This is a genomic window from Nonomuraea sp. NPDC003560 (assembly GCF_042878785.1).
Classification (GTDB): Bacteria; Actinomycetota; Actinomycetes; order Streptosporangiales; family Streptosporangiaceae; genus Nonomuraea.
The window spans coordinates 143,619-165,873 of the sequence record NZ_JBIAOF010000016.1 but is presented as its reverse complement, the minus strand read 5'-3'; the positions used below and the strand labels follow the sequence as shown (position 1 = coordinate 165,873).

The window sequence follows — 22,255 nt, the reverse complement described above, 5'->3', positions numbered from 1 at the left end:
TCCGCGTCCTCGCGTTCCGCGCCCGTGGCATCATCGCACCTTCCTCCGCAAATCCCATGGTCAGCTCCGGTACGCGGCCCGCCGGAGCACGGCGAGCCCGGTCAGCCCGGCCAGGGCGGCCGCGCACAGCCCGGCGAACAGGTCGCCGACCAGGCCGTACAGCGTCCAGGCGCCGCGGGTCGGGACGGAGACGACCATGCTCTGCCGTACCGTGCCGAAGTAGTTCGCCCTGGCCAGCGGGGTGCCGTAGGGGTCGACGGTGATCGCCAGGCCGTTGCTGGCCGTCCGGACGAGGCTGTAGCCGTTCTCCACGGCCCGGAACACCGCGTTCGCCGCGTGCATGCGCTCGATGCCCTTCCAGTCGTTGGCCGGCACGAACATGACGTCGGCGCGGGTGCGCAGCGTGGCGGGGAAGTCGGCGTCGAAGCAGATGACGTGGGCCAGCCTCCCGTACGGCGTGCCGGTCACCGGCACGACCCCGTCGCCCGGCCGCAGGCTCTCCATGCCGGGCACCGGATGCGCCTTGTCGAAGACCGACGCCACCCGCCCATCGGGCGTCACCAGCACGGCCAGGTCGCGGGAGCGCGGCTCCCCGTCGAGGACGACGGCCACCCCCATGTCGAGATAGACGCCCTTCTCCCTGGCCAGGTCCTGGGCCTTGCGCAGGAAGCCGGGGTAGTCCTCGCCGAGCACGACCGCGGCGGTCTCGGCCCAGGCCACGATCCGGGCGCCGCCGTCGGCCTCGGTCCGGGTGCGGGCGAACAGGTCGTCGTCGATCACCGCGAACGCCTTGCGCAGCGTCGGCTTCTGCTCGGGCAGGACCCGCGGGGTGTGGAAGTCGTCGATCTCCCGCATGCGTTTCTCGGCGGCCGGCGAGGCGCTGATCCCGGCGACGCGCACCAGCTCCGGCGCGGCCGGCGCGGCCGCCAGCCGCAGGCCGCCGCCCAGCAGCACCGGGACGAGCACCGAGACGTACGTCAGCGTGACGCCCCGGACCGACGGCCAGGCCACCCGGCGTTCCAGCAAGAGGTTGACGACCGGCGCGGCCCACGCCATCAGGAAGCTGATCCCGTAGACGCCGGTGACGGACGCCGTCTGGAGCAGCGGCAGGTTCGCCGACTGCGTCGCGGCCAGCGGCCCGAAGATCGTGCCCAGCGGGCTGACCGTGGCGATCAGGAACTCGGCCGTCACCCGGGCGGACGGGAAGACCAGCGTGCCGGCGATCGGGCCGAGTCGCCGGACGAGCAGCCGGTCGGCCAGCAGCGGCAGGCTCAGGACCAGGCTGAGCAGCAGGCAGCCGAGCAGGATCGGCGGGACGGTGAGCGCGCCCGCCGCCGCGACGAAGACCACCGTCGTCGCGGCGGCCGACAGGCCGACGGCCGCGAGCCCGGCCGGGACGCCCGAGCTGCGGGTGAAGCGCATGAGGCCGATGGAGAACAGCCATCCGGCCAGCGGGACCGACCATTCGCTGTTCGTCCCGAACAGCCCGAGCACGATCCCCGCCGCCAGCCAGGCGTATTTTCGCCGGCCGCCGGCCAGGTGGGGGATTGTCGTGGTTGCGGTGTTTGCCATGCACAGGAGCCTCGCCGATCGCACGGCGGCCGCCATTGCGGCTGACTCTCGACTCCCCCTGTAGTTATCTCCACCCCCGGGAGGCCGTCTGCGGGGAGGCCGTCTGCGGGGAGGCCGTCTGCGGGGAGGTCAGCCGCCGGGACGGGCCAGCCCCGCGGCGACGATGTCGATGAGCAGGTCGATGATCCTGGGGTGCAGGTCCGGATCGCCGAGCCGCTCGGCGAACATCGGCACCAGCAGCACGCACTGCAGCACGCCGATGATGACCGCGGGCTCGGCGTCGACCAGCTCGCCCGCGGCCCGGCGGGCGGTGACGTACTCGGTGAGGGCGGCGGCCGGGCTGCCGGACATCGCGGCGACCCGTTCGGGGTCGAGCTTGCGGGCCACCGCCTGCATCTCCTCCGGATGGGTCATCAGGCGACGCCACAGGGGGTTGACCGACAACTCCTCGACGGTGGCGTGCAGGAACCGGCGCAGCGCCTCGCGCGGGTCGTCGGCGCTCATCAGCGCGCCGTCGATGACCCGCCGCCGCACCTCGCCGGTCTGGCGCAGCATCAGCTCCAGGTACAGCGCCTCCTTGGAGTCGAAGAAGACGTAGAAGCTGCTCTTGGCCACCCCCGTGGGGGCCATCAGCTCCTCCAGGGAGGTCTTGCGCAGCCCCTGGCCGGTGAACAGCTTCTCGCCGTTCGCCAGCAACAGGGCGGTGATGCGGGCCTTCTCCTCTGCGGTGAACGCGGGCGGCATCGGGGACAACCTTCCTGCACGACCAGTTATGCCGATCAGATGGTTTCACGAACCCGCGGCGGCGGCGCGGCGCAGGCCCTCCTCGTAGATGGCCACGAAACGGTCGATCTGCCGCTTCCATGCCTCGTCGTCGAGTCCGAACGTGGCGGCCGCGGCCTGGGTGAGCTTCATCGTCGCTCCTTGCGGGGGAACCGCCGGGACCTCCCCGGCACTCTGCATCCATAAAACCAGTTTAGAATTTTGTTTTCAACCAGCCCGGGGTGATAGAAAACGATCATGACCCGAACATTCCTGCGGCCCGACGACGTGCGCGACCTGGTCGCCGAGCAGTTCGGCGCCGACCGGCGGCCGGCCGCGCTCGACCGGCTGACCGGCGGCAGCAAGAAGGGCGTCTACCGGCTCCGGCTGGACGACGCGACCAGCGTGATCCTCTACGTCTGGGCGGAGGGCGAGAACTACTGGCCGCCGTCCCCGGCGGTCGAGGACGACCCCTTCACCGACGCGTCGGGAGCGGACCTGTTCGCCGCCGGCCACGCGGCCCTGACCGCGGCGGACGTGCGGGTGCCCCGGCTGCTGGCGCTCGACCCCGGCGGCCGTCACCTCGGCGCCGCCCTCGCCCTGGTCGAGGACGCGGGCGCCACGACGCTGGAGACCCTGATGGAACGCGACCCGGCCGCCGCCGCCCGGCCGCTGGCCGCGCTCGGCGACGCCCTGCGCCGCATGCACACCACCCTCGGCCCGTCCTACGGCAAGCTCGCCCACCTGGCCGACGGCCGGACCCGGGCGTCCCGGCCCGCCGAGGACGTCGTCCTGGACCGCGCGCTCGCCCATCTCGCCGCCGTCGCCGACCGCGACGCCCGGATGGGCCGGGCGCACGAGCGGATCGCCGCCCACGTGCGCCGCCTGCGTGACGCGGTCGCCCCCCGCGAACGGTACGGGCTCGTGCACGGCGAACTCGGGCCGGACCACGTGCTCGTCACGTCCGCGGGCGAACCCGTCATGATCGACTTCGAGGGCCTGACCTACTTCGACGCCGAGTGGGAGCACGCCTGGCTGCGCATGCGCTTCGAGGACGCCTACCCGGCGCTGCGCCCGCCCGCCCTCGACCCCGACCGGCTGGAGCTCTACCGGTACGCGCAGGTGCTCTCGCTGATCGAGGGCCCGCTGCGCATCGCCGACACCGACTTCCCCAACCGGCGCTGGATGCTGGACCTGGCCGAATGGAACATCGCCAAGGCCCTCGCCGTCCTGTGACGCCGGCCCGTCCGGTCAGGCTTCGCGGGGGAGCGGGGGCAGCGGGAGCGGCAGCCCCGGAAGGCCGTCGATGCTGGTCGCCACGTGCTCCTTCTTGTGGAAGTACGCGTCGAGCGACTCGTCGTCCTCGCGGGCGAAGCGGGAGCCGTGCAGCGGGCGGTCGGCGTCGTAGGTCATGAACGGGACGGCGTACCCGCAGGTGTCGCGGATCAGCCGGGCGGTCACGACGATGATCGCGCGCAGGCCGTGCGGGACGGGGTCGATGTCCGGGAAGTGCCGCAGCAGCCCGGCCCAGCGGGGGTCGTCGCGGAAGACCGGCTCGCCGTGGCCGTGCACGCGCACGATGTTCGGCGGGCCGTCGAAGGCGCACCACATCAGCGTGACGCGGCCGTTCTCGCGCAGGTGGGCGATGGTCTCGGCGTTGCTGCCGGCGAAGTCGAGGTAGGCCACGGTGTGGTCGTCCAGGACGGCGAACGAGCCCTTCAGGCCCTTGGGCGAGAGGTTGACCGTGCCGTCGCCGGCCAGGGGAGCGGTCGCCGTGAAGAAGATGGGTTGGGACTCGATGAACGCGCGCAACCGGCCGTCGATCCGGTCGTAGGTCTTTCCCATGATCCGGATTATCCCCTTTCGCGGTTTCGTGTGGGGGTGAGGGGCGTCGGTCCCGCGGGTGGCAGAATGCCCGGCATGATCGCGAACGAGGGCCCGCAACCGCGTCCCCTGCTCCGGCGTCCCGCCGAGGGCGAGCTCATCGACGTCGCCGGGGTCCGGCACTTCTTCCGGCTGACCGGGGAGCACACCGGGGACCGGTTCGCGTTCGAGGAGTTCACGCTGGACCCGGGCGTCGTCGGGGCGCGCCCGCACGTCCACCACGGCCACGACGAGTACTTCTACGTCCTGGACGGCGAGCTGACCCTGCACGACGGCGCGGGAGAGGTGACGGTCGGCCCCGGCCACCTGCTGGCGGCGACGCGCGGCACCCCGCACGGCTTCCGGAACGCCGGCGACGGCACCGTGCGCGCGCTGTGCCTCTACACGCCCGCCGGCTACGAGGGATACTTCCGCGAGGTGCACGCGGCCGTCGCCGCGGGCGCGCAGATCACCGACGAGCTGCTCGCGGAGTTCCGCTCCCGCTACCGCACCACCTCCCTCTGACCCACCGCCTGGCCTGCCGCGGCGACGGTCAGGAGGCCGTCGCACCGGCCCACAGGCCCCCGGGCCGGCGGTCAGGAGGCCGTCGCGCGGGTGCGCAGCCGGCGGAGCATCCGGGCGTCGGCGAAGCCCACCTCGCGCGCGGCGACCTCGGCGGTCGCGCCGCGGCCGAGCAGGTGTTCGGCCCGCTCCAGCCGCAGCGCGGTCTGGTAGGCCAGCGGGGTGAGCCCGGTCGCCCGCCGGAACAGCCGGGTCACCGTGCGCTCGCTGCATCCCGCGGCCCCGGCCAGCAGACTCAGCGGCAGCCGCTCGGTGAACCGGGTCTCGATCAGGTCCTGGATGCGGTGGACCGTCTCGTCCACGTGCGAACGCCGTCGCAGCAGCGGGCTGACCTGCTCCGCCGTGCCGTCGCGGTGGGCGTGCACGAGCATCGCGCGGGCCACCTGCCCCGACGCGTACGGCCCGTGCCGGGTGGTCACCAGATGCAGCGCCACGTCGATCCCGCCGGCCACGCCCGCCGAGGTGACGATCCGGTCGTCCTCGACGTACAGCGCGTCCCGGGCGACGCTCGCCCGCGGATAGAGGCGGGCCAGCTCGTCCTGGACGGTGTGGTGGGTCGTGCACCGGCGGCCGTCGAGCAGCCCGGCCCGGCCCAGCGCGTCGGCCCCCGCGCACACGCCGGCCACCGTGCCGCCCGACGCGTGGTGTTCGCGCAGCCGGCGCAATGTCTCGCCGCTCGCCGGCCGGGCCGGCCCCCGCCAGCCCGGCACGACGATCAGGTCGTCGGGTGTCAGTGACGGCCACGAGGTCCGCGCGTGCAGCGTCAGCCCCTGCACGCTGGCCACCTCGCGCTCCTCGGCGACGTAGTCGATGGTGTACGGCCGGCCGAGGTCGGCGGCGGTGGAGAACACCTGGGCGGGCCCGGCCACGTCGAGCAGGTGCACCCGCGGGATGAGCAGGAAGACGACTCGGGACATGACCGGCGCCTCCTCAGTTCCGGGCGAGCTCGTCCACGGTCCTGATCGTGGCGAAACGACCCGACAGAGCGTATTCGGTACGGGCGAGGATCTCGTCCACGCCGAGCGTGCGCGGGTCCCGCACGAGCTCGTCGAAGGGGACGTCGGCGGGCGCGTCGCGGTGGGGGAGCGGCGTGGTGGCGGTGGCGTCGATGGCGAAGTCGACCTCGAAGCCCAGGTCGGAGGCGAGGCGCGCGGTGGTCTCGCAGCACTGCTCGGTCCGGATGCCGCAGACGGTCAGCCGCCTCACGCCGCGCCGGGTGAGGAACTGGTGGAGATTGGTGGTGGTGAAGGCGTTGTGCGCCGACTTGGTGAGGACGGGCTCGTCCGGAAGGGGCTCCAGGCCCTCCATCAGCTGGACGTACCCGCGGGCCGGATCGAAGACCGTGCCCGAGCCGGGCCGCGACCCGAGCACCCACACGACCGCGTCCCCGGCCTGCCTGGCGGCCGCGGCCAGGCGGTTGACCTGCGGGACGATGTCCGGCCTGGACGTGTGCCGCCAGTCGGGCAGCTGCAGGAAGGAGTTCTGGACGTCGATGACGACGAGGGCGCTGATCATGCCACCCAGGCTGGCCGGACGAGGCGCCCGGGCGGAAGGCACGACCTGGTCAGCGTGTGGACCGATCCAGTCGGGCCCCGCCTCCGGGCCGATATCCCCCCAGCGTGACACCGTAATCCGCGGGCCCTCGCAAGGGCCGGTGCCGCCTGCCACCATGGAGGCGCCAGCTGATCCGGACGATCTCTGGAGGGGGCGTGTCATGAAGTGGTGGGAGGGCGACGACGGACGCCACGAAGGCTGGGATGCCGCCGTCTTCCCGGACGGGCGGGTCTCCACCGGCCCGGCCGACGGCGGGGCGAGGGTGCACCCCATCGGCTCCGACGGCCGCATCGGCTACGGCCGCGGCGACGTCGTGGACGGCCGCACCGCGATCGGCTGGCGCGGCCACTGCGCCTGCGGATGGCAGGGGCCGCTGTGGGAACGCGTGGCCCAGGCGCGCCACGACTTCGCGGCCCGGCGCATCTACGCGCTGAGCGAATGCCTGCTGTCCGGCGCCGCCCCCGACGACGTGGCCGTCGCGATCCGCGCGGAGTGGGAGACCCATCTCGACCCGCCGAGCCTGGTCGCCGTCCGCCAGGCCGCCGAGGCCGTGCGCCGCGCCCAGGGCCACCTGGACGCCGCCGTGCGCGCGGCCCGCAAGGACGGCCGCTCCTGGACCCGGATCGGCGAGTCCGCCGGCGTCCGCCGCCAGTACGCCCAGGAACGATGGGGCCCTGACCCGGCCGGCCCTTGGGATCAGGCCGCCGACCGGCGGTAGCGGCCGGGGGCGACGCCGAACTCGCGCTTGAAGGCGTTGCCGAAGGCGAACTCCGACCCGTACCCCACCTGCTCGGCCACCCGCGCCACCGGCGCGTCGGACTCGCGCAGCAGGCGGGCCGCGCTCATCAGCCGCCACCACGTCAGGTACGCCAGCGGCGGCTGCCCCACCAGCCCGGTGAAGCGGCGGGCGAAGCCGGCCCTGGACATGCCCGCGTGCGCGCCGAGCGACTCGACGGTCCAGCGGCGGGCCGGGTCGCGGTGGATGGCGTCGAGCGCCCGGCCGACGACGGGGTCGGCCAGCGCGGCGGCCCAGCCGGAGACCGTGCAGGGCTCGTCCTGGGTCTCGAAGTAGGCACGCAGGACGTACAGCTGCAACATGTCGAGCAGGGACGACACGACGGTGTCGGTGCCGGGCCGCGGGCCGTCGATCTCGGCGGCCAGCAGCTCGACGGCGGCCCGCAGCTCCGGACGGCTGCCGAGCGTCGCGGGCAGGTGGATCACACCGGGCAGCGAGCCCAGGATGGGGTGGGTCCGGTCGAGGTCGAGCCGGTAGCCGCAGGACAGGACCACCGTCTCGGCCCCCGTGCCGCCGAACCCGGCCGACGCGAACAACTCCGAGTGCGGCTCGCAGTCGGCCTCGGCCAGCGGGCGGGCGGGATCGTCGGCCAGCCCGAAGTCGTCGCCGTGCGGCAGGAACACCACGTCGCCCACGCTGAGCGCGACGGGCTCGCCGTCCGGCGGGATCAGCCAGCACGACCCGCGCAGCACCACGTGGAACCCCGCCGACCCCGGCACCGAGCGGAACGCCACCCCCCACGGCGCCCGCCAGGAGATGCGGGAGGAGGTGGGGCGCCCGCACCGCATGAAGGCCATCACGTCGCTCAGCACGTCCATGAGGATCGAGTCTAAGGGGTGAGACGCTCGCGTATAAATGGTGGATTGCAGCGCATTCAGTATCTCAGTCGCTCTCCCTACCGTTGGTTTCCGTAACCGAACTGAGGGAGAGGGACATGCTCAAGGTAGGCATCATCCTCGGCAGCACCCGTCCTGGCCGCAACGGCGAGGCGGTGGCCCACTGGGTGCGCGATCTGGCGGCCAAGCGGGGCGACGCCGACTACCGGCTCATCGACCTGAAGGACTACGACCTGGGCAACCTGGACGAACCCGAGCACCCCGCCATGGGCAACTACCGGCACGAGCACACCAGGCGCTGGTCGGCCACGGTCTCCGAGCTGGACGCGTTCGTGATCGTGACCCCGGAGTACAACAACTCCTACCCGGGCGCGCTCAAGAACGCCCTCGACTTCCTGTACGCCGAGTGGACCAACAAGGCGGCCGGATTCGTCGGCTACGGCGTGGACGGCGCGCCCCGGGCCATCGCCCACCTGCGGCACGTGCTGGGCCTGCTCGGCGTGGCCACCGTGTCCAACCAGGTCGGGCTGTCGATCCACACGGACTTCGCCGACGGCTTCCGGCCCGCCGCCGCCCACGAGGACCGGCTGAACGCCGTCCTCGACCAGGTCCTCGCCTGGGGCTCGGCGCTGCGCCCGCTGCGGGCGGCCTGATCCCGCCCCGGTAGCCGCACGGGAGTCGCCGGGGAGCCGCCCGGCGGTCGCACGGCGGGCGATGGGTAGATTGCGCAGAGTGGAAGACGAGGTGGTCAGCGGCATCCGGGTGCGCGGCGCGCGGGTGCACAACCTGCGGGACGTCGACGTGGCGATCCCGCGCGACGCGTTGGTGGCGTTCACGGGGGTCTCCGGGTCGGGCAAGTCGTCGCTGGCGTTCGGCACGATCTTCGCCGAGTCGCAGCACCGCTACCTGGAGTCGGTCGCGCCCTACGCGCGGCGGCTGCTGCAGCAGCTGCCGATGCCCGACGTCGACGACATCACCGGCCTGCCGCCCGCGGTCGCGCTCGGCCAGCGGCGGTCCACGCCGTCCGCGCGGTCCACGGTCGGCACGCTGAGCCGGGTCTCCAACTCGCTGCGCATGCTGATGTCCCGCGCCGGCGCCTACCCGGCGGGCGCGCCGCGCCTGGACTCGGACGCGTTCTCGCCCAACACCGTCGCCGGCGCGTGCCCGCAGTGCCAGGGGCAGGGGGTGTTGCACGAGGTCACCGAGGAGTCGCTGGTGCCCGACCCGTCGCTGAGCATCGCGGAGGGCGCGATCGCGTCGTGGCCGGGCGCCTGGCAGGGCAAGAACCAGCGCGACATCCTGGCGACGCTCGGCTACGACATCCACGCGCCCTGGCGCAGCCTGCCGCGGGAGCAGCGGGACTGGATCCTGTTCACCGACGAGGAGCCGGTGGTCACCGTCCATCCCGTACGCGAGGCGGGCCGGATCCACCGCCCCTACCAGGGCAAGTACGCCAGCGCCCGGCGGCTGGTGCTCAAGGCGTACGCGTCCTCGGCCAGCGAGAAGAGCCGCCTGCGCGCCGAACGGTTCATGACCGACCGCACCTGCCCGCTCTGCGGCGGGCGGCGGCTGCGTCCCGAGGCGCTGGCGGTCACGTACGCGGGCCGCACCGTCGTCGAACTGGCCGCGATGCCGATGGGCGAACTGGCCGGCGTGCTCCGCCCGCACCGGGACGAACCAGGACCGGCAGGGGCGCTCACCCGCGACATCCTCGACCGCATCGAGGTGCTGGACGAGCTGGGGCTGGGCTACCTGAGCGTGGCCCGGCCCGCGCCGACCCTGTCCAGCGGCGAGCTGCAGCGGATCCGGCTGGCCACCCAGCTGCGCGCCGGGCTGTTCGGCGTCGTGTACGTGCTGGACGAGCCCTCGGCCGGCCTGCACCCCGCCGACTCGGCCGCGCTGTCGGACCTGCTGCGCCGCCTGCGCGACACCGGCAACACCGTCTGCCTGGTCGAGCACGACATGGACGTCGTGCGCCAGGCCGACTGGGTGGTGGACGTCGGCCCCGGCGCGGGCGGCGACGGCGGGCGCGTCCTGTACAGCGGGCCGGTCGCCGGGCTGCGCGAGGTCGCCGGGTCGGTGACCCGCCGCTACCTGTTCCACACCGTCGTGCCGGAACGGCCGGCGCACCGGCAGGCGGGCCGGCTGGAGCTGCGCGGGCTCACCCGCAACAACCTTCAGGGCGTGGACGTCGACGTGCCGCTGGGCGTGTTCACCGCCGTCACCGGCGTGTCGGGGGCGGGCAAGAGCAGCCTGCTGGCGGCCGTCGCCGAGGCCGCCGGGGAGCGGCGGGTGGTCTGGGTGAACCAGCAGCCCATCGGCCGCACCCCGCGCTCCAACCTGGCCACCTACACCGGCCTGTTCGACACGGTGCGCAAGCTGTTCGCCGCCACCGACGGCGCGCGTGCCCACGGCTACGGCCCGGCCCGGTTCTCCTTCAACGTGCCCGGCGGACGCTGCGAGACCTGCCAGGGCGAGGGCTACGTCGCGGTCGAGCTGCTGTTCCTGCCCACGACGTACGCGCCCTGCCCCGACTGCGGCGGCGCCCGCTACAACCCCGACACGCTGCGGGTGACCTACCGCGACCGCACGATCGCCCAGATCCTGGAGATGACGGTCGACGAGGCCACCGGCTTCTTCGGCGACGTCCCCGCGGTACGCCGCCCGCTGGAGACGCTGCACGAGGTCGGGCTCGGGTACCTGCGGCTCGGGCAGCCCGCCACCGAGCTGTCGGGCGGCGAGGCCCAGCGCATCAAGCTCGCCGCCGAGCTGCAGGGCCGCCGCGCCGAGTCCACGATCTACCTGCTCGACGAGCCGTCCACCGGCCTGCACCCGCACGACACCGACGTGCTCATGGACCGGCTGCACGAGCTGGTCGGCGGCGGCGGCACGGTCGTGGTCGCCGAGCACGACATGCGGGTGGTGGCGACCGCCGACCACGTCATCGACCTCGGGCCGGGAGGCGGCTCGGCCGGGGGCACGGTGGTGGCCGCGGGCACGCCGGCGCAGGTGGCCGCCAGCCCGCGCAGCCGTACCGCGCCGCACCTGAAGGGCCTGCTGTGATGCGCCGCGCGCTGTACCTGCCGCCGTTCGGGGAGCTGGCCGATCCGCGGGTGCTCGCCGACCTGGCCGCCCGCGCCGAGGACGCCGGGTTCGACGGCGTCTTCCTGTGGGACCACGTCGTGCGCCCGCTGAGCCCGGGGCTGGCCGTCTGCGACGCCTGGATCGCCCTGGCCGCGATCGCCGCCGCCACCGAGCGCGTCCGCATCGGCACCAGGGTCACGCCGCTGTCGCGGCGCAGGCCGCAGGAGGTGGCCAGGCAGGCCGCCGCCCTCGACCAGCTCAGCGGCGGGCGGATGGTGCTCGGCGTCGGGCTGGGCGCGGACGACGGCGGGGAGCTGAGCAGGCTCGGCGAGACCGGCGACCCGCGCGTCCGGGCGGAGATGCTGGACGAGGGCCTCGACGTCATCTGCCGGCTCTGGACCGGCCTGCCCGTCCGCCACCGGGGCCGCCACTACCGCGTCGACGACCTGGCGTTCCAGCCGCAGCCCGTGCAGCGGCCGCGGATCCCGATCTGGGTCGCCGCCCAGTCGGTCCGGCGGGCGCCGCTCCGCCGCGCCGCCCGCTTCGACGGTCTCTGTCCCGAGACCACCCCGATCGGGCTGCGGGAGATGCTGGCCGTCGTCGCCGAGCACCGGGGCGGGCTCGAAGGCTTCGAGGTCGCGGTCGGCGTACCGCCGGGGGTGCATCCCGGCCCGTACGAGGACGCGGGCGCGACGTGGTGCCTCATCGAGTTTCCCGAGGTCAGCAGCGTCGAGCAGGTGATGGCGGCGATGATCTGAGGCGTTTGCGCGGTGACGCCGGCGGGGTAGGCCAGTCATCGCCCGTCCGGGGTGCGCCATGACACCGCCCGGCCGGCGGCCCGCGCGAGTGAGGAGCGAGCTGATGCGCCCGACCGGGCATCCCGAGAGCGGCGGCCTGCGCAGCCAGGCCTGGTGGGACAACGCCGGCAATCCGGAGATGACGGCTCTCTACCTCGAACGTTTCCTCAACTTCGGGCTGACCCCGAAGGAGCTCCAGTCCGGCCGGCCGATCATCGGCATCGCCCAGACGGGCAGCGACCTCGTGCCCTGCAACCGCCACCACCTCGCCCTGGCCGACCGATCCGCTCGACGGCGTCGTCCTGACGACGGGCTGCGACAAGACCACGCCCGCGTGCCTGGCCGCGGCGGCGACGGTGAACATCCCGGCGATCGTCCTGTCCGGCGGGCCGATGCTCAACGGCTACCACCAGGGCAGGCGCATGGCCGCGTCGGGGTCGGGGCTGGTGATCTGGCAGTCCAAGCGGCTGCTGGCCACCGGCGAGATCGACTACGACGAGTTCATGGCGCGCGTGGCCGCCTCCGTGCCCAGCATCGGCCACTGCAACACCATGGGCACCGCCCTGTCGATGAACAGCCTGGCCGAGGCGCTCGGCATGTCGCTGCCGTGCTGCGCGGCGATCCCCGCGCCCTACCGCCGCCGGGCGCAGATGGCCTACGACACCGGCCTGCGGGCGGTGCAGCTGGTACGCGAGGACCTCACCCCGCGCAAGATCATGACCATGCGGGCCTTCGAGAACGCGATCGTCGTCGCCTCGGCCATCGGCGCCTCCACCAACGTGCCCATCCACGTCAACGCCATCGCCCGGCACGCCGGGGTGCCGCTGACGATCCACGACTGGCAGCGCGTCGGGGCCGACGTCCCGGTGCTGGCCGACGTGGCCCCCGCCGGGGAGTTCCTGGGTGAGGACTTCTACCGCGCGGGCGGCGTGCCCGCCGTCATGAAGACCTCAGTCCTCAGCGACGAGTTCCGCGCGGTCCGCGACTACCGCGCGATCGTCTTCGAGGGGCCCGAGGACTACCACGCCCGCATCCAGGATCCGGAGCTCGGCGTGGACGAGAGTTGCATCCTCGTCATCCGCTACACCGGGCCGATCGGCTATCCAGGGTCGGCCGAGGTGGTGAACATGGAGGCGCCGTCCGCGCTGCTGCGGCTGGGCGTCACCACGCTGCCCACGCTCGGCGACGGCCGCCAGAGCGGCACCTCCGACGCGCCGTCCATCCTCAACGCCAGCCCCGAGGCCGCCGCCGGCGGCAACCTCGCCATCCTGCGCACCGGCGACCTCGTCCGCGTCGACGTGGCCAACGCCCGCGTCGACGTGCTGCTGACGGAGGAGGAGATCGCCGCACGGTGGGCCCGTCACACGCCGCCGGCGCTGGAGAACCAGACGCCGTGGCAGGAGATCTACCGCGCCACGGTCGGGCAGCTCGACGGCGGGGGATGCCTGGAGCTGGCCCTGTCGTACCAGGACCTCGTACACACCAAGGGGATTCCCCGTGACTCGCACTGACGCCAGAGGCACCATCATGATCGCCGACTCCGACTTCGGCGACGTGGACATCGAACGCGCGATCGTCGAGGCCGCCGGGTTCGAGCTCCGCGCCGAGCAGTGCAAGAGCGAGGACGAGGTGATCGAGAAGGGCCGGGACGCCGACGGCGTCCTGACCCAGTACGCCCGGATCGGCTCCCGCGCCGTCGAGGCGTTCACCCGCTGCCGGGTGATCGCCCGCTACGGTACGGGCGTGGACATCGTCGACGTCGAGGCCGCGACCAGGCACGGCATCCAGGTCACCAACGCGCCGAACGAGTGGTGCGCCGAGGAGGTCGCCGACCACGCCGTCGCGCTCTGGCCGGCCGCCGCCCGCAAGATCTGCGAGTACGACCGGGCCACCCGGCGGGGCGTGTGGCGATGGCAGACCGGCGAGCCGATCCTGCGGCTGCGGGGGAGGGTGTTCGGGCTGCTGGGCTTCGGCGCCATCGCCCAGCTCATCGCCGCCCGCGCGCGGCCCTTCGGCGTCGAGGTGTGGGCGCACGACCCCTTCCTGGACGACGCCGAGATCCTGGCGCACCACGTGCGGCCGGTGTCGTTCGACGAGCTCGTGGCGGGCGCCGACCATCTGGTGATCCAGGCGCCGCTCACCTCGGGGACGCACCACGCCTTCGACCGCGCGACGCTGCGCAGGATGAAGCCGGACGCGATCCTCGTCAACACCGCGCGCGGCCCGATCGTGCAGGACGAGGCGCTCTACCAGGCGCTCACCGAGGGGTGGATCGCCGGCGCGGCCCTGGACGACCTGGAGGAGGAGCCGGCCAAGCAGCGCGACTGGCGTCCGGACAACCCGCTGTTCACGCTGCCCGGCGTGATCGTCACCCCGCACGCCGCCTACTACTCCGAGCAGGCGGTGGAGACGGTGCGGCGGTTCGCCGCGGAGGAGGCCGTCCGGGTCCTGACCGGGCAGGCGCCGCGCAGCCCCGTGAACGACGTGACCGCCCGGCCCTGACGGGCGGCCGGATGGGTCCCGGCGCCGTAGACGCGGGGGAGCGTACGACGGCGGGAGTAGCGCCGACCGTCTCCGGCCGTACGACGACGGCGGCGGGCACGGGCGGCGAGGATCGGGGACGGCAGCCACCCCCACTCCCTCAAGGACGCTTCATGGGCATCACCTGCGAGCGCGACCTCGCCGACTTCCTGACCGCCTACACCCGGGATATGGCCGTCTCCCCCGAGGAGCCCGCCACGATCATCGACCGCTACTTCGTCCCGGACTTCGAGTACTGCAACGACGGGCTCGTGATCGACCGGCAGCGCATGATCGACCACGTCCGCCCCGTCCGGCGGCAGGTCGACCAGGAGGCGATGGCCGCCGGCGACGGGACCGGGGTCGAGATCCACGAGACGCTGGTCTCCGGCGACCGGATCGCCGCCCGGTGGACCTTGCGCACGAGGCTGCGCAAGGGCAGGACCTTCACGGCGGAGGTCTTCATGTTCGGCCGCCTCGCCCCGGACGGCCGCATCCGCCGGATCGACCAGACCACCAGGCAACTGGACGAAGCCGGGTAGCCGCGCGAGCGGTTCAGCCCCTCTGGCGGCCGGCCCGCCACTCCGGGGCCAGCACGGACCAGACCTCGACGTCGTGCCGCACGCCCCGGTGGGGATAGCTCTCGCGCAGGACGCCGTCCCTGCTCATCCCGAGCCGCCGGGCCACGGCGATGCTGGCGGTGTTGCCCGCCGCGGCCTGCCACTCCACGCGGTGGATGCCGCGTTCCTCGACGGCCCAGTCGATGATCACGCGGATGGCCCTGGTCACCAGGCCCTTGCCCGCCGCCGACGGCTCCAGCCAGCAGCCCGCCTCGGCGGTGCCGAGCCGGACGTCCATCGTCCGGAAGAGCACGCCGCCGACCAGCCTGCCGCCGGTCCAGATGCCGTAGATCCGCCCGGTGTCGGCCGCGGCCTTGTCCGCGTACGCCTGCAGCACCGACCTGGCGGACTCCAGGTCGGTGACGAGGTCGGGCAGGGAGATGAACCGTCCGATGAACTCGCGTCCGCGGTCCATGTGGCTCAGGAACTCCTCAGCCCGCCAGGGCTCCAGCGGACGCAGCTCCGCGCCGTCGTCGCCCAGGGAGATCGCGAACATTGCTGCCTTTCCGTCCAGGATTCACCCGTCTTGCGGTGGAATCCTCTCACGGACGGCCGGGCCCGTTGATCTCGGCGGGGCGGGCACGGCCTGCAGGTAGGTCAGCACCGCCATGACGCGCCGGTTGTGGTCGTCGGAGGGAGGCAGGCCGAGCTTGGCGAAGATGTTGTTCGTGTGCTTGCCGACCGCCTTGTCGGTGACCTGGAAATGGGCCGCGATGGCCAGGTTGGACAGGCCCTCCGCCATGAGGGTCAGCACCTCGCGCTCGCGGGGCGTCAGCGCGGCCAGCGGCTCGTCCCTGTCGCGGCGGGTCAGCAACTGGGAGACGACCTCCGGGTCCATCGCGGTGCCGCCGGCGGCCACCTGGCGCACCGCCTCGACGAACCGGTCGACGTCGCCCACCCGGTCCTTCAGCAGGTAGCCGACCCCGCCGGAGCGGTCGGACAACAACTCCCTGGCGTACAGCTGCTCCACGTACTGCGACAGGATCAGCACCGGCAGCCCCGGCACCCGGGCGCGCGCCTCCAGCGCGGCGCGCAGGCCCTCGTCGGTGAAGCCGGGCGGCAGCCGCACGTCGATCACCGACACGTCGGGACGGTGCCGGACCAGCGCCGCCAGCAGCATGGGCCCGTTGTCCACCGCCTCCACGACGGTGCAGCCGTGCGCCGACAGCAGGCGGACCAGGCCGTCCCGCAACAGCGCGAGATCTTCGGCTATGACAACGCGCACGGGACCTCCATGGTCAGTTCGGTCGGGCCGCCGGGAAGGCTGCTGACGGCGAGCGAGCCGTCGAAGGCGGACAGACGGTCCTCGATGCCGCGCACGCCGGTGCCCCGGTCGCGGCGGACCGGGCCCCCGCCGTCGTCGCCCACGGTCAGCCGGAGCACGCCGGCGGTGTGCCGCAGCCGCACCCAGGCGCGGGAGGCGCCGCTGTGCTTGGTCACGTTGGTCAGCGCCTCGGCCGCGGCGAAGTACACGGCGGACTCCACCGGCGGCTGCGGGCGGCCGGGCAGGTCGATGTCGATCTCGACCGGCATCGGGCACAGCAGCGCGGACGCCTCGATGGCGCCGGCCAGGCCGCGGTCGGTCAGCACGGGAGGATGGATGCCGCGCACCAGGTCGCGCAGGTCGCTCAGCGCCTGGCCGGCGATCTCGCGGGCCTCGTCGATCATCCGCAGGGTCTCGTCCGGGTCGCCGGAGCCGCGGGCCAGCCCCAGGTGCATGCGGATGGCGATCAGCTTGGCCTGCGCGCCGTCGTGCAGGTCGCGTTCGATGCGGCGCAGCTCGGCCGCGCGCGCGTCGACCAGCGCGGCCCGGGACGCGGTCAGTTCCCGGATCCGCGTGTCCGGCGTGGGCCGCGCGTCCAGCAGCCGCCGCGCCAGCCGCGCCTGCCCGGTACGGAACAGCGGGACGGCCAGGAGCACCACCACGGCGATGGCCACGGTGGACATGCTCAGGGCGAACGTGTTGAGCAGGCTGGTCTCGGCCGGCCGCAGCCGGAGGAAGACGTAGTCCAGGGCGGACAACATCGCCCACACCGCCACCAACGGGGCAGGTCCGGTGACGCCGTGCACGGCCAGCCAGGCCAGCTCCCGCCACCTGCCGCCGCCGTCCCCGTCGCTGGTCCCTGAGCTGTTCCCGTCGCCGTCGCCGTCGCCGTCGCTGTCGCCGTCGAGGCCGAGCGTCCGGCCCGCCCAGCGGCGCTGGAACCCGGCCAGGCGGCGGGCGGCCGCGAGCAGCCGGCCGAGCGGCCCCCGCCCGAGACCGGCCACCGGCACCAGGACGGCGCTCACCGGCACCAGGACGAGCAGCGCCAGCGCGGCCACGCCGGTGACGGCGTTCAGCGCCAGGCCGGTCACCGCTTTCAGCGCGTACGCCGCCAGGCCGGTCACCACCCGCCACGCCGGCCCGCCGGGCGAGGGTCGTCTTGCCATCACAGATGCAGTCTGCCCAATCGGCGAGCAGAAGGCGGTGGGGCCGGCCCCACCCCCCGGGGTGGCGATTTCCCACCCCGGCAGGTGGGCGCCCACCCATGGAGGCGGCAGCCGCGGCTCGCCAGGCTCGACGAGACCAGCCGACGAGACCAGCCGACGAGACCAGCCGACGAGACCAGCTGACGAGGGGGAGACGTGATCGAGGTAAGAGGTCTGACCATGCGCTACGGCCGCACACTCGCCGTGGACGACCTGACCTTCACCGTGAGACCGGGCCTGGTGACCGGATTCCTGGGCCCGAACGGCGCCGGGAAGTCCACGACCATGCGCGCGGTGCTCGGGCTGGAGACGCCCGCCGCCGGCGCGGCGCTGGTGGACGGCCGCCCCTACGCGTCGCTGCGCCGGCCCATGCACACGCTGGGGGCGCTGCTCGACGCCGGGGCGGTGCACGGCGGCCGCACGGCCCGCGCCCATCTCGGCTGCCTGGCCCGCAGCAACGGCATCGGCCCGCGGCGGGTGGCCGCCGTCCTCGGCCAGGTCGGGCTGGAGGACGTCGCGGACCGGCGGATCGGCGGGTTCTCCCTCGGCATGAAGCAGCGGCTGGGCATCGCGGCGGCGCTGCTGGGCGATCCGAAGGCGCTGATGTTCGACGAGCCGCTGAACGGGCTGGACCCGGAGGGCATCCGCTGGATCCGCGACCTGCTGCGCTCGCTCGCCGCCCAGGGCCGTGCCGTCCTGCTGTCCAGCCATCTGATGAACGAGCTGGCGCTCACCGCCGACCACGTCGTCGTCGTCGGACGCGGCCGGCTGATCGCAGACACCACGACGGACGCGCTCGCCGCCCGGTTCCAGCGCGACGTCCTGGTGCGCGCCACCGACCTGGAACGGCTGGCGGAGATCCTGCGCGGGCACGGCGCGACCGTCACCGCCGAGCCCGCGGACCCGCCCGCGCACGACCCGCCCGCGCACGACCCGGCCGGGACCGGCGGCCCGCCCGTCCAGGGCCTGTCCGTCCGAGGGCTGGAGGCCGGCGTGATCGGCGACCTGGCGCTGCGGGCCGGGATCGCGCTGCGGGAGCTGACCCCGCGCGGCGCGTCGCTGGAGGAGGCGTTCCTGGAGCTCACCGAGGACAGCGTCGAGTACGGCGCCCGCCCCGCCACCGCGGAGGCGGCCCGATGACGGCCCCGACGACGGACGCCGTCGCCGCCGAATGGCTCAAGCTGCGCTCACTGCGCTCGAACGCGTACCTGCTGGCCGTCTCCCTGCTCGCCGTGCTGGCCTGCGCCGGGGTGGCGTACCTGATGGGACGGGGGTTCGACCACCAGACGGCCGAGGAGCGGCTGCGCTTCACCGGCATCGGCAACGGCCTGGGCACCGGCCTGCCGGTCGCCTACTTCGTGTTCGGCACGCTGGGCGCCCTCACCATCACCTCCGAATACGCCACCGGCATGATCAGGACGAGCCTGGTGGCGGTGCCCCGGCGGCAGCTGTTCCTGTTCGCCAAGGTCCCCGGACTGGCTGCCGTCACCCTGGCCGCCGGTCAGCTGCTGGCCTTCGCCATGCACCTGGCCGCCCAGGCCGTGCTCGGCGAGCGCGCCGGTCAGGTGCTGCTCGACGGGCGGACCCTGGGCACACCGCTCTCCGACCCCGGGGTGCTCACCTCGGTGGTGGCCGCCGGGCTGTCCATGGCGGCCGCGGCGCTGATCGGGCTGGGGGTGGGCGCGGCGCTGCGGTCCACCCCCGGGAGCCTGGTCGCGCTCGTCATGATCTTCCTGGTGCTCCCGGTCGCCGCCCAGACCCTGCCGTCGCCGCTGCGGGCGCGGGCCGGGTCGTACATGATCGAGAACCTGCCGGGCCAGATCGCCGGGGTGGGCGGCGGCCTGCTGTCCCCGCCGGCGGCGGCCGCGCTGCTGCTCGCCTACCTCGCCGCCGCGCTGACGGCGGGCGCCGCGGTCACCGCGTCGAAGGGCGGCACGCGCAGGGTCCTGGCCGTCGGCGCCGCCGCGGCGCTCGTGACGGGTCTGGTGGCGGTGCCCGCCGCCGGCGGCTCGACGGACGCCGGACCGTCCTCCCTGGTCTGGCGGCCGTGCGCGGACAAGGACGCCCCCCGGGACATGCGGTGCGCCTCCGTCCAGGTGCCCGTGGACTGGAGCCAACCGGCCGGACGGAAGATCGCCGTCCCGCTCGGCCTCCTGCCCGCCTCCGGCGGCGCACGCCGGATCGGCACGCTCTTCTCCGTCCCCGGCGGCCCCGGAGCGTCGGGCATCGACGACCTGAAGCAGTTCCACGGGAAGTTCACGCCGTTGCGTGACCGCTTCGACGTGGTCAGCCTCGCCCCGCGCAACACGGTCGAACCCGGCGGCGTGCTGCCGTACGCATGCCTGACCACCGGTCCGTGGATCACCCTGCCGCGCGACCGCGCCGAGTACGCCGCCCTCGCCCGGACGAACCGCGAGCACGCCCAGCGGTGCCGCGCCGCCGATCCGGAGCTCTTCGACCGCATGGACTCGGCCTCCGTCGCCCGCGACATCGAGGCCGTCCGCGTCGCGCTGGGCGAGGACCGGCTGAGCTTCCTCGCCAACTCCTACGGCGGCCGCCCCGCGACGGCCTACGCCCGCCTGTTCCCCTCCCGCGTCCGCGCCATGGTCATGGACGGCGCCGCCGGCCACGCCGAGGACACCGCGGCCGGCGAGCCCCGCATGTACGCGCGGGCCGAGCGGCAGCTGCGGCGGTTCGCCGCCTGGTGCCGCACGGCCACGGCGTGCGCCCTGCGCGGCCGGGACGTCGGCGAGGTGTGGCGCGGGCTGGTGACCGCCGCGGACCGCTCACCGGTGCCGGTGAAGAACGATCCGTCCGGGGCCGCCTACACCGGGTTCGACCTGAAGGTCGCCGCCGCCCCCAGCTTCACCTCGCCGGGCCGGGAACCCGACGTGCCGCGCTGGGTCCAGCTCGCCGCCGCGATCGACAAGGCCGCTGGCGGCGACGCCTCGGGGTTCGCCGACTACGTGCGGCAGTCGTCGGGCAGCCCCAAGGTGCCCTCGCTCGCCGGGCAGAACATGACGCACTGCCTGGACGGCGCGGGATACGGCAGCTACGCCGCCTACCGCGAGGCGCTCCGGAGGGCGGCGGAGCTGTCGCCGGACTTCGCCGGGCAGCGGGCCTGGTGGCCGCTGGCCTGCGTCGGCTGGCCCGCGCCCGTCACCAACCCGCCGGCGCCGCTGCCCGCCCGCGGCCTGACGCCGTTCCTGGGGGTCGGCAGCTGGACGGACCACGACGAGGTCGCGGAGGTCGTCCGCCCGGTGCCGGGCTCGTCCAGCGTCCGGTACGAGGGGCACGGCCACATGCTCTACCTCTACGGCGACACCGGCTGCGTCACCGCCCACGTCAACCGCTACCTGACGAGCCTGAGACCCCCGCCGCCCGGCACCACCTGCCCGGCCACCGGATGACCACGGGCACCGGGGCCCGCGCCGGAGCCGGCACGGCTCACGCGGGCACGTCGGAGGGATGCAGCGCGGGCCGTCGCGCCCGGCTCCTTGCGCGTGTCCGCTTGTTTTTGAGCAGAATCTCGACTGGCTGGTCGCAGCCGGCGGGGGCGTCGTGCTCAGGACGGCGAACAGAGGTGGCCGATCACGCGGCGCCACGCCTTTTCGCGCACATATTTGTTTGACTGACGCCCGCTGGGCCCAGCAGCTCCTACGTGTGCGATTCCGTGAATGTCATGACCGATTAACCGGAAGGGAACGGCGTGCACATTGATGATTTCGGCGCGGACAGGTCCGCGGAAAGCCGCCCCGCGAATGCCGCACAGGCGCGCTGGCAGCAGCAAGGGGTTCTGGACCTCGCGCCTTCACTCATTCACAGCGACGAACCCGGTGAACCCGTTCTTCCCGGACGGGTGCTGGAGCTGCAGGGCGTGCAGGTGGCCATGCTGAACCACGGCCCCATCCAGGTACGCCGGCCGACGTCGCTGATCAGGCAGTTCGATCCGGAGGCGTACAACATCAATCTCTTCCTCGCCGGTGACGGGGGGTTGTCCCAGGCGGGACGGCAGGCCGCCATGACCGCCGGGCAATTCGTGATGCTCGACACCTCACGCCCCTACGAGGGCTGGCGCAGGTGCGATCGGGCGAGCGCACCGCACTCGACACTCACGTTCCAGATCCCCCGCCTGATGATGCCCCTCCCGTCGAACGTGGCCGACCGGCTGACCGCGGTCCCCTTCGACACGCGGCACGGCATGGGCGCGGTCTTCGCCCGCTGGGTGACCGGACTCGTACGGGATCCCGGCTACTTCACCCACGACGACGTTTCCACCTTGACCTCGGTCACCATCACATTGCTGGCCGCCGCACTGGCCCCGCACCTGAACAGCGCTCTGCATGACAGCTCCGAGGCCCGCCGACGCCGGCTCAGATTCCAGATCGACGACTTCATCCGGCGAAATCTCGCCGATCCGGCGCTCGGCGCCGAGGCCGTCGCCGCCGCCGCACAGATCTCGGTACGGCAGTTGTACGAGCTGTTCGCCGAGTACGACCGGACCCCGGCGGCCTGGATCCGGCACCTTCGCCTGGAACGCTGCCGCCGGGACCTGGCCGACCCGAGGCTGCGCGGTTATCCCGTCCATTCCATCGCCGCACGCTGGGGCTTTACCGATCCGACCACGTTCAGCCGCGCCTTCCGCGCCGCCTACGGCGTGCCGCCTGGCTACTATCGCCGGCTGTCACACAGGGAGAACTGATCTCGCCCGACCTCGGAAAGCCGAGGCTGCTGCAGGATTTGCCAAGGATGTCTGCAGGCCCGGCCAATGACCCGCACTTCGTGCGTGCGGCATGGTGA

General features: G+C 73.5%; 22 protein-coding genes and 1 pseudogene. 13 read left to right on the top strand and 10 right to left on the bottom strand.

What is annotated here, in order from left to right; genetic code table 11:
• Nucleotides 1–60 precede the first annotated feature (60 nt).
• The 3 genes from ACFYUV_RS45150 to ACFYUV_RS45140 all read right to left on the bottom strand — a co-directional run bounded on the left by ACFYUV_RS45150 (nucleotide 61) and on the right by ACFYUV_RS45140 (nucleotide 2,487).
• Entirely contained in the window at nucleotides 61–1,572 is a 1,512-nt protein-coding gene (locus ACFYUV_RS45150) for a nitrilase-related carbon-nitrogen hydrolase (RefSeq protein WP_387680775.1), read from the bottom strand.
• 129 nt (nucleotides 1,573–1,701) lie between these two features.
• Complete coding sequence (locus ACFYUV_RS45145) at nucleotides 1,702–2,316, bottom strand: TetR/AcrR family transcriptional regulator (protein WP_387680773.1); 615 nt, start codon at nucleotides 2,314–2,316, stop codon at nucleotides 1,702–1,704.
• Nucleotides 2,317–2,361: 45 nt separating this feature from the next.
• Entirely contained in the window at nucleotides 2,362–2,487 is a 126-nt protein-coding gene (locus ACFYUV_RS45140; RefSeq protein ID WP_387680770.1) for a hypothetical protein, read from the bottom strand.
• Between the two features lie 105 nt (nucleotides 2,488–2,592).
• Between ACFYUV_RS45140 and ACFYUV_RS45135 the strand changes: the two genes are divergently transcribed.
• Complete coding sequence (locus tag ACFYUV_RS45135; RefSeq protein ID WP_387680767.1) at nucleotides 2,593–3,570, top strand: phosphotransferase family protein; 978 nt, start codon at nucleotides 2,593–2,595, stop codon at nucleotides 3,568–3,570.
• 15 nt (nucleotides 3,571–3,585) lie between these two features.
• On the opposite strand, the gene ACFYUV_RS45130 is transcribed toward ACFYUV_RS45135, so the two are convergent.
• Nucleotides 3,586–4,179 carry a pyridoxamine 5'-phosphate oxidase family protein gene (locus ACFYUV_RS45130; RefSeq protein WP_387680764.1) on the bottom strand — a complete coding sequence of 198 codons (594 nt, stop codon included), beginning with the start codon at nucleotides 4,177–4,179 and terminating at the stop codon, nucleotides 3,586–3,588.
• A gap of 75 nt (nucleotides 4,180–4,254) precedes the next feature.
• Here ACFYUV_RS45130 and ACFYUV_RS45125 point away from each other — a divergent pair, with 75 nt between their 5' ends.
• Nucleotides 4,255–4,722, top strand: a complete 468-nt coding sequence (locus ACFYUV_RS45125) for a cupin domain-containing protein (protein ID WP_387680762.1) — start codon at nucleotides 4,255–4,257, stop codon at nucleotides 4,720–4,722.
• Nucleotides 4,723–4,793: 71 nt separating this feature from the next.
• On the opposite strand, the gene ACFYUV_RS45120 is transcribed toward ACFYUV_RS45125, so the two are convergent.
• Both ACFYUV_RS45120 and ACFYUV_RS45115 read right to left on the bottom strand, forming a co-directional pair.
• Nucleotides 4,794–5,696 (bottom strand): GlxA family transcriptional regulator, encoded by a 903-nt coding sequence (locus ACFYUV_RS45120; RefSeq protein ID WP_387680759.1) that lies wholly within the window; start codon nucleotides 5,694–5,696, stop codon nucleotides 4,794–4,796.
• A 13-nt stretch (nucleotides 5,697–5,709) separates the two neighbouring features.
• Nucleotides 5,710–6,294 (bottom strand): cysteine hydrolase family protein, encoded by a 585-nt coding sequence (locus ACFYUV_RS45115; protein WP_387680756.1) that lies wholly within the window; start codon nucleotides 6,292–6,294, stop codon nucleotides 5,710–5,712.
• Nucleotides 6,295–6,493: 199 nt separating this feature from the next.
• Here ACFYUV_RS45115 and ACFYUV_RS45110 point away from each other — a divergent pair, with 199 nt between their 5' ends.
• Nucleotides 6,494–7,051, top strand: coding sequence for a hypothetical protein (locus ACFYUV_RS45110; protein WP_387680755.1), 558 nt, complete (start codon nucleotides 6,494–6,496; stop codon nucleotides 7,049–7,051).
• On the opposite strand, the gene ACFYUV_RS45105 is transcribed toward ACFYUV_RS45110, so the two are convergent.
• Complete coding sequence (locus tag ACFYUV_RS45105; protein ID WP_387680752.1) at nucleotides 7,030–7,947, bottom strand: AraC family transcriptional regulator; 918 nt, start codon at nucleotides 7,945–7,947, stop codon at nucleotides 7,030–7,032. The genes ACFYUV_RS45110 and ACFYUV_RS45105 overlap by 22 nt on opposite strands.
• A 116-nt stretch (nucleotides 7,948–8,063) precedes the next feature.
• Between ACFYUV_RS45105 and ACFYUV_RS45100 the strand changes: the two genes are divergently transcribed.
• The 7 genes and pseudogenes from ACFYUV_RS45100 to ACFYUV_RS45070 all read left to right on the top strand — a co-directional run bounded on the left by ACFYUV_RS45100 (nucleotide 8,064) and on the right by ACFYUV_RS45070 (nucleotide 14,908).
• Nucleotides 8,064–8,618 carry an NADPH-dependent FMN reductase gene (locus ACFYUV_RS45100; protein WP_387680749.1) on the top strand — a complete coding sequence of 185 codons (555 nt, stop codon included), beginning with the start codon at nucleotides 8,064–8,066 and terminating at the stop codon, nucleotides 8,616–8,618.
• Between the two features lie 79 nt (nucleotides 8,619–8,697).
• Entirely contained in the window at nucleotides 8,698–11,028 is a 2,331-nt protein-coding gene (locus ACFYUV_RS45095; RefSeq protein ID WP_387680746.1) for an ATP-binding cassette domain-containing protein, read from the top strand.
• Nucleotides 11,028–11,807 carry an LLM class flavin-dependent oxidoreductase gene (locus ACFYUV_RS45090; protein ID WP_387680743.1) on the top strand — a complete coding sequence of 260 codons (780 nt, stop codon included), beginning with the start codon at nucleotides 11,028–11,030 and terminating at the stop codon, nucleotides 11,805–11,807. The genes ACFYUV_RS45095 and ACFYUV_RS45090 overlap by 1 nt, the downstream gene beginning before the upstream one ends.
• 329 nt (nucleotides 11,808–12,136) lie before the next feature.
• A pseudogene (locus ACFYUV_RS45085) lies at nucleotides 12,137–12,784 on the top strand (dihydroxy-acid dehydratase); the annotation flags it as partial.
• Nucleotides 12,785–12,787: 3 nt separating this feature from the next.
• Nucleotides 12,788–13,357 carry a dihydroxy-acid dehydratase gene (locus ACFYUV_RS45080; protein WP_387680996.1) on the top strand — a complete coding sequence of 190 codons (570 nt, stop codon included), beginning with the start codon at nucleotides 12,788–12,790 and terminating at the stop codon, nucleotides 13,355–13,357.
• Complete coding sequence (locus ACFYUV_RS45075) at nucleotides 13,344–14,348, top strand: C-terminal binding protein (protein ID WP_387680740.1); 1,005 nt, start codon at nucleotides 13,344–13,346, stop codon at nucleotides 14,346–14,348. The genes ACFYUV_RS45080 and ACFYUV_RS45075 overlap by 14 nt, the downstream gene beginning before the upstream one ends.
• A gap of 152 nt (nucleotides 14,349–14,500) precedes the next feature.
• Nucleotides 14,501–14,908 carry a nuclear transport factor 2 family protein gene (locus ACFYUV_RS45070; RefSeq protein ID WP_387680738.1) on the top strand — a complete coding sequence of 136 codons (408 nt, stop codon included), beginning with the start codon at nucleotides 14,501–14,503 and terminating at the stop codon, nucleotides 14,906–14,908.
• Between the two features lie 13 nt (nucleotides 14,909–14,921).
• Here ACFYUV_RS45070 and ACFYUV_RS45065 read toward each other — a convergent pair whose 3' ends face one another.
• The 3 genes from ACFYUV_RS45065 to ACFYUV_RS45055 are packed head-to-tail and all read right to left on the bottom strand — an operon-like array spanning nucleotide 14,922 to nucleotide 17,416.
• Nucleotides 14,922–15,482: a GNAT family N-acetyltransferase gene (locus ACFYUV_RS45065; RefSeq protein WP_387680735.1), complete on the bottom strand. Its 561-nt coding sequence runs from the start codon at nucleotides 15,480–15,482 to the stop codon at nucleotides 14,922–14,924.
• Between the two features lie 21 nt (nucleotides 15,483–15,503).
• Nucleotides 15,504–16,211, bottom strand: coding sequence for a response regulator (locus ACFYUV_RS45060; RefSeq protein ID WP_387680733.1), 708 nt, complete (start codon nucleotides 16,209–16,211; stop codon nucleotides 15,504–15,506).
• A complete protein-coding gene (locus ACFYUV_RS45055; protein WP_387680731.1) occupies nucleotides 16,196–17,416 on the bottom strand; it encodes a sensor histidine kinase in 1,221 nt (406 codons plus the stop codon). Before ACFYUV_RS45055 ends, ACFYUV_RS45060 begins: the two co-directional genes overlap by 16 nt.
• A 195-nt stretch (nucleotides 17,417–17,611) precedes the next feature.
• On the opposite strand from ACFYUV_RS45055, the gene ACFYUV_RS45050 reads away from it, so the two are divergent.
• The 3 genes from ACFYUV_RS45050 to ACFYUV_RS45040 all read left to right on the top strand — a co-directional run bounded on the left by ACFYUV_RS45050 (nucleotide 17,612) and on the right by ACFYUV_RS45040 (nucleotide 22,157).
• Nucleotides 17,612–18,595 (top strand): ABC transporter ATP-binding protein, encoded by a 984-nt coding sequence (locus ACFYUV_RS45050; RefSeq protein WP_387680728.1) that lies wholly within the window; start codon nucleotides 17,612–17,614, stop codon nucleotides 18,593–18,595.
• On the top strand, nucleotides 18,592–20,865 hold the full coding sequence (locus tag ACFYUV_RS45045; protein ID WP_387680725.1) for an alpha/beta fold hydrolase: 2,274 nt from the start codon (nucleotides 18,592–18,594) through the stop codon (nucleotides 20,863–20,865). Before ACFYUV_RS45050 ends, ACFYUV_RS45045 begins: the two co-directional genes overlap by 4 nt.
• Before the next feature lie 299 nt (nucleotides 20,866–21,164).
• Nucleotides 21,165–22,157, top strand: coding sequence for a helix-turn-helix domain-containing protein (locus ACFYUV_RS45040; protein WP_387680722.1), 993 nt, complete (start codon nucleotides 21,165–21,167; stop codon nucleotides 22,155–22,157).
• The last annotated feature ends 98 nt before the right edge of the window (nucleotides 22,158–22,255 follow it).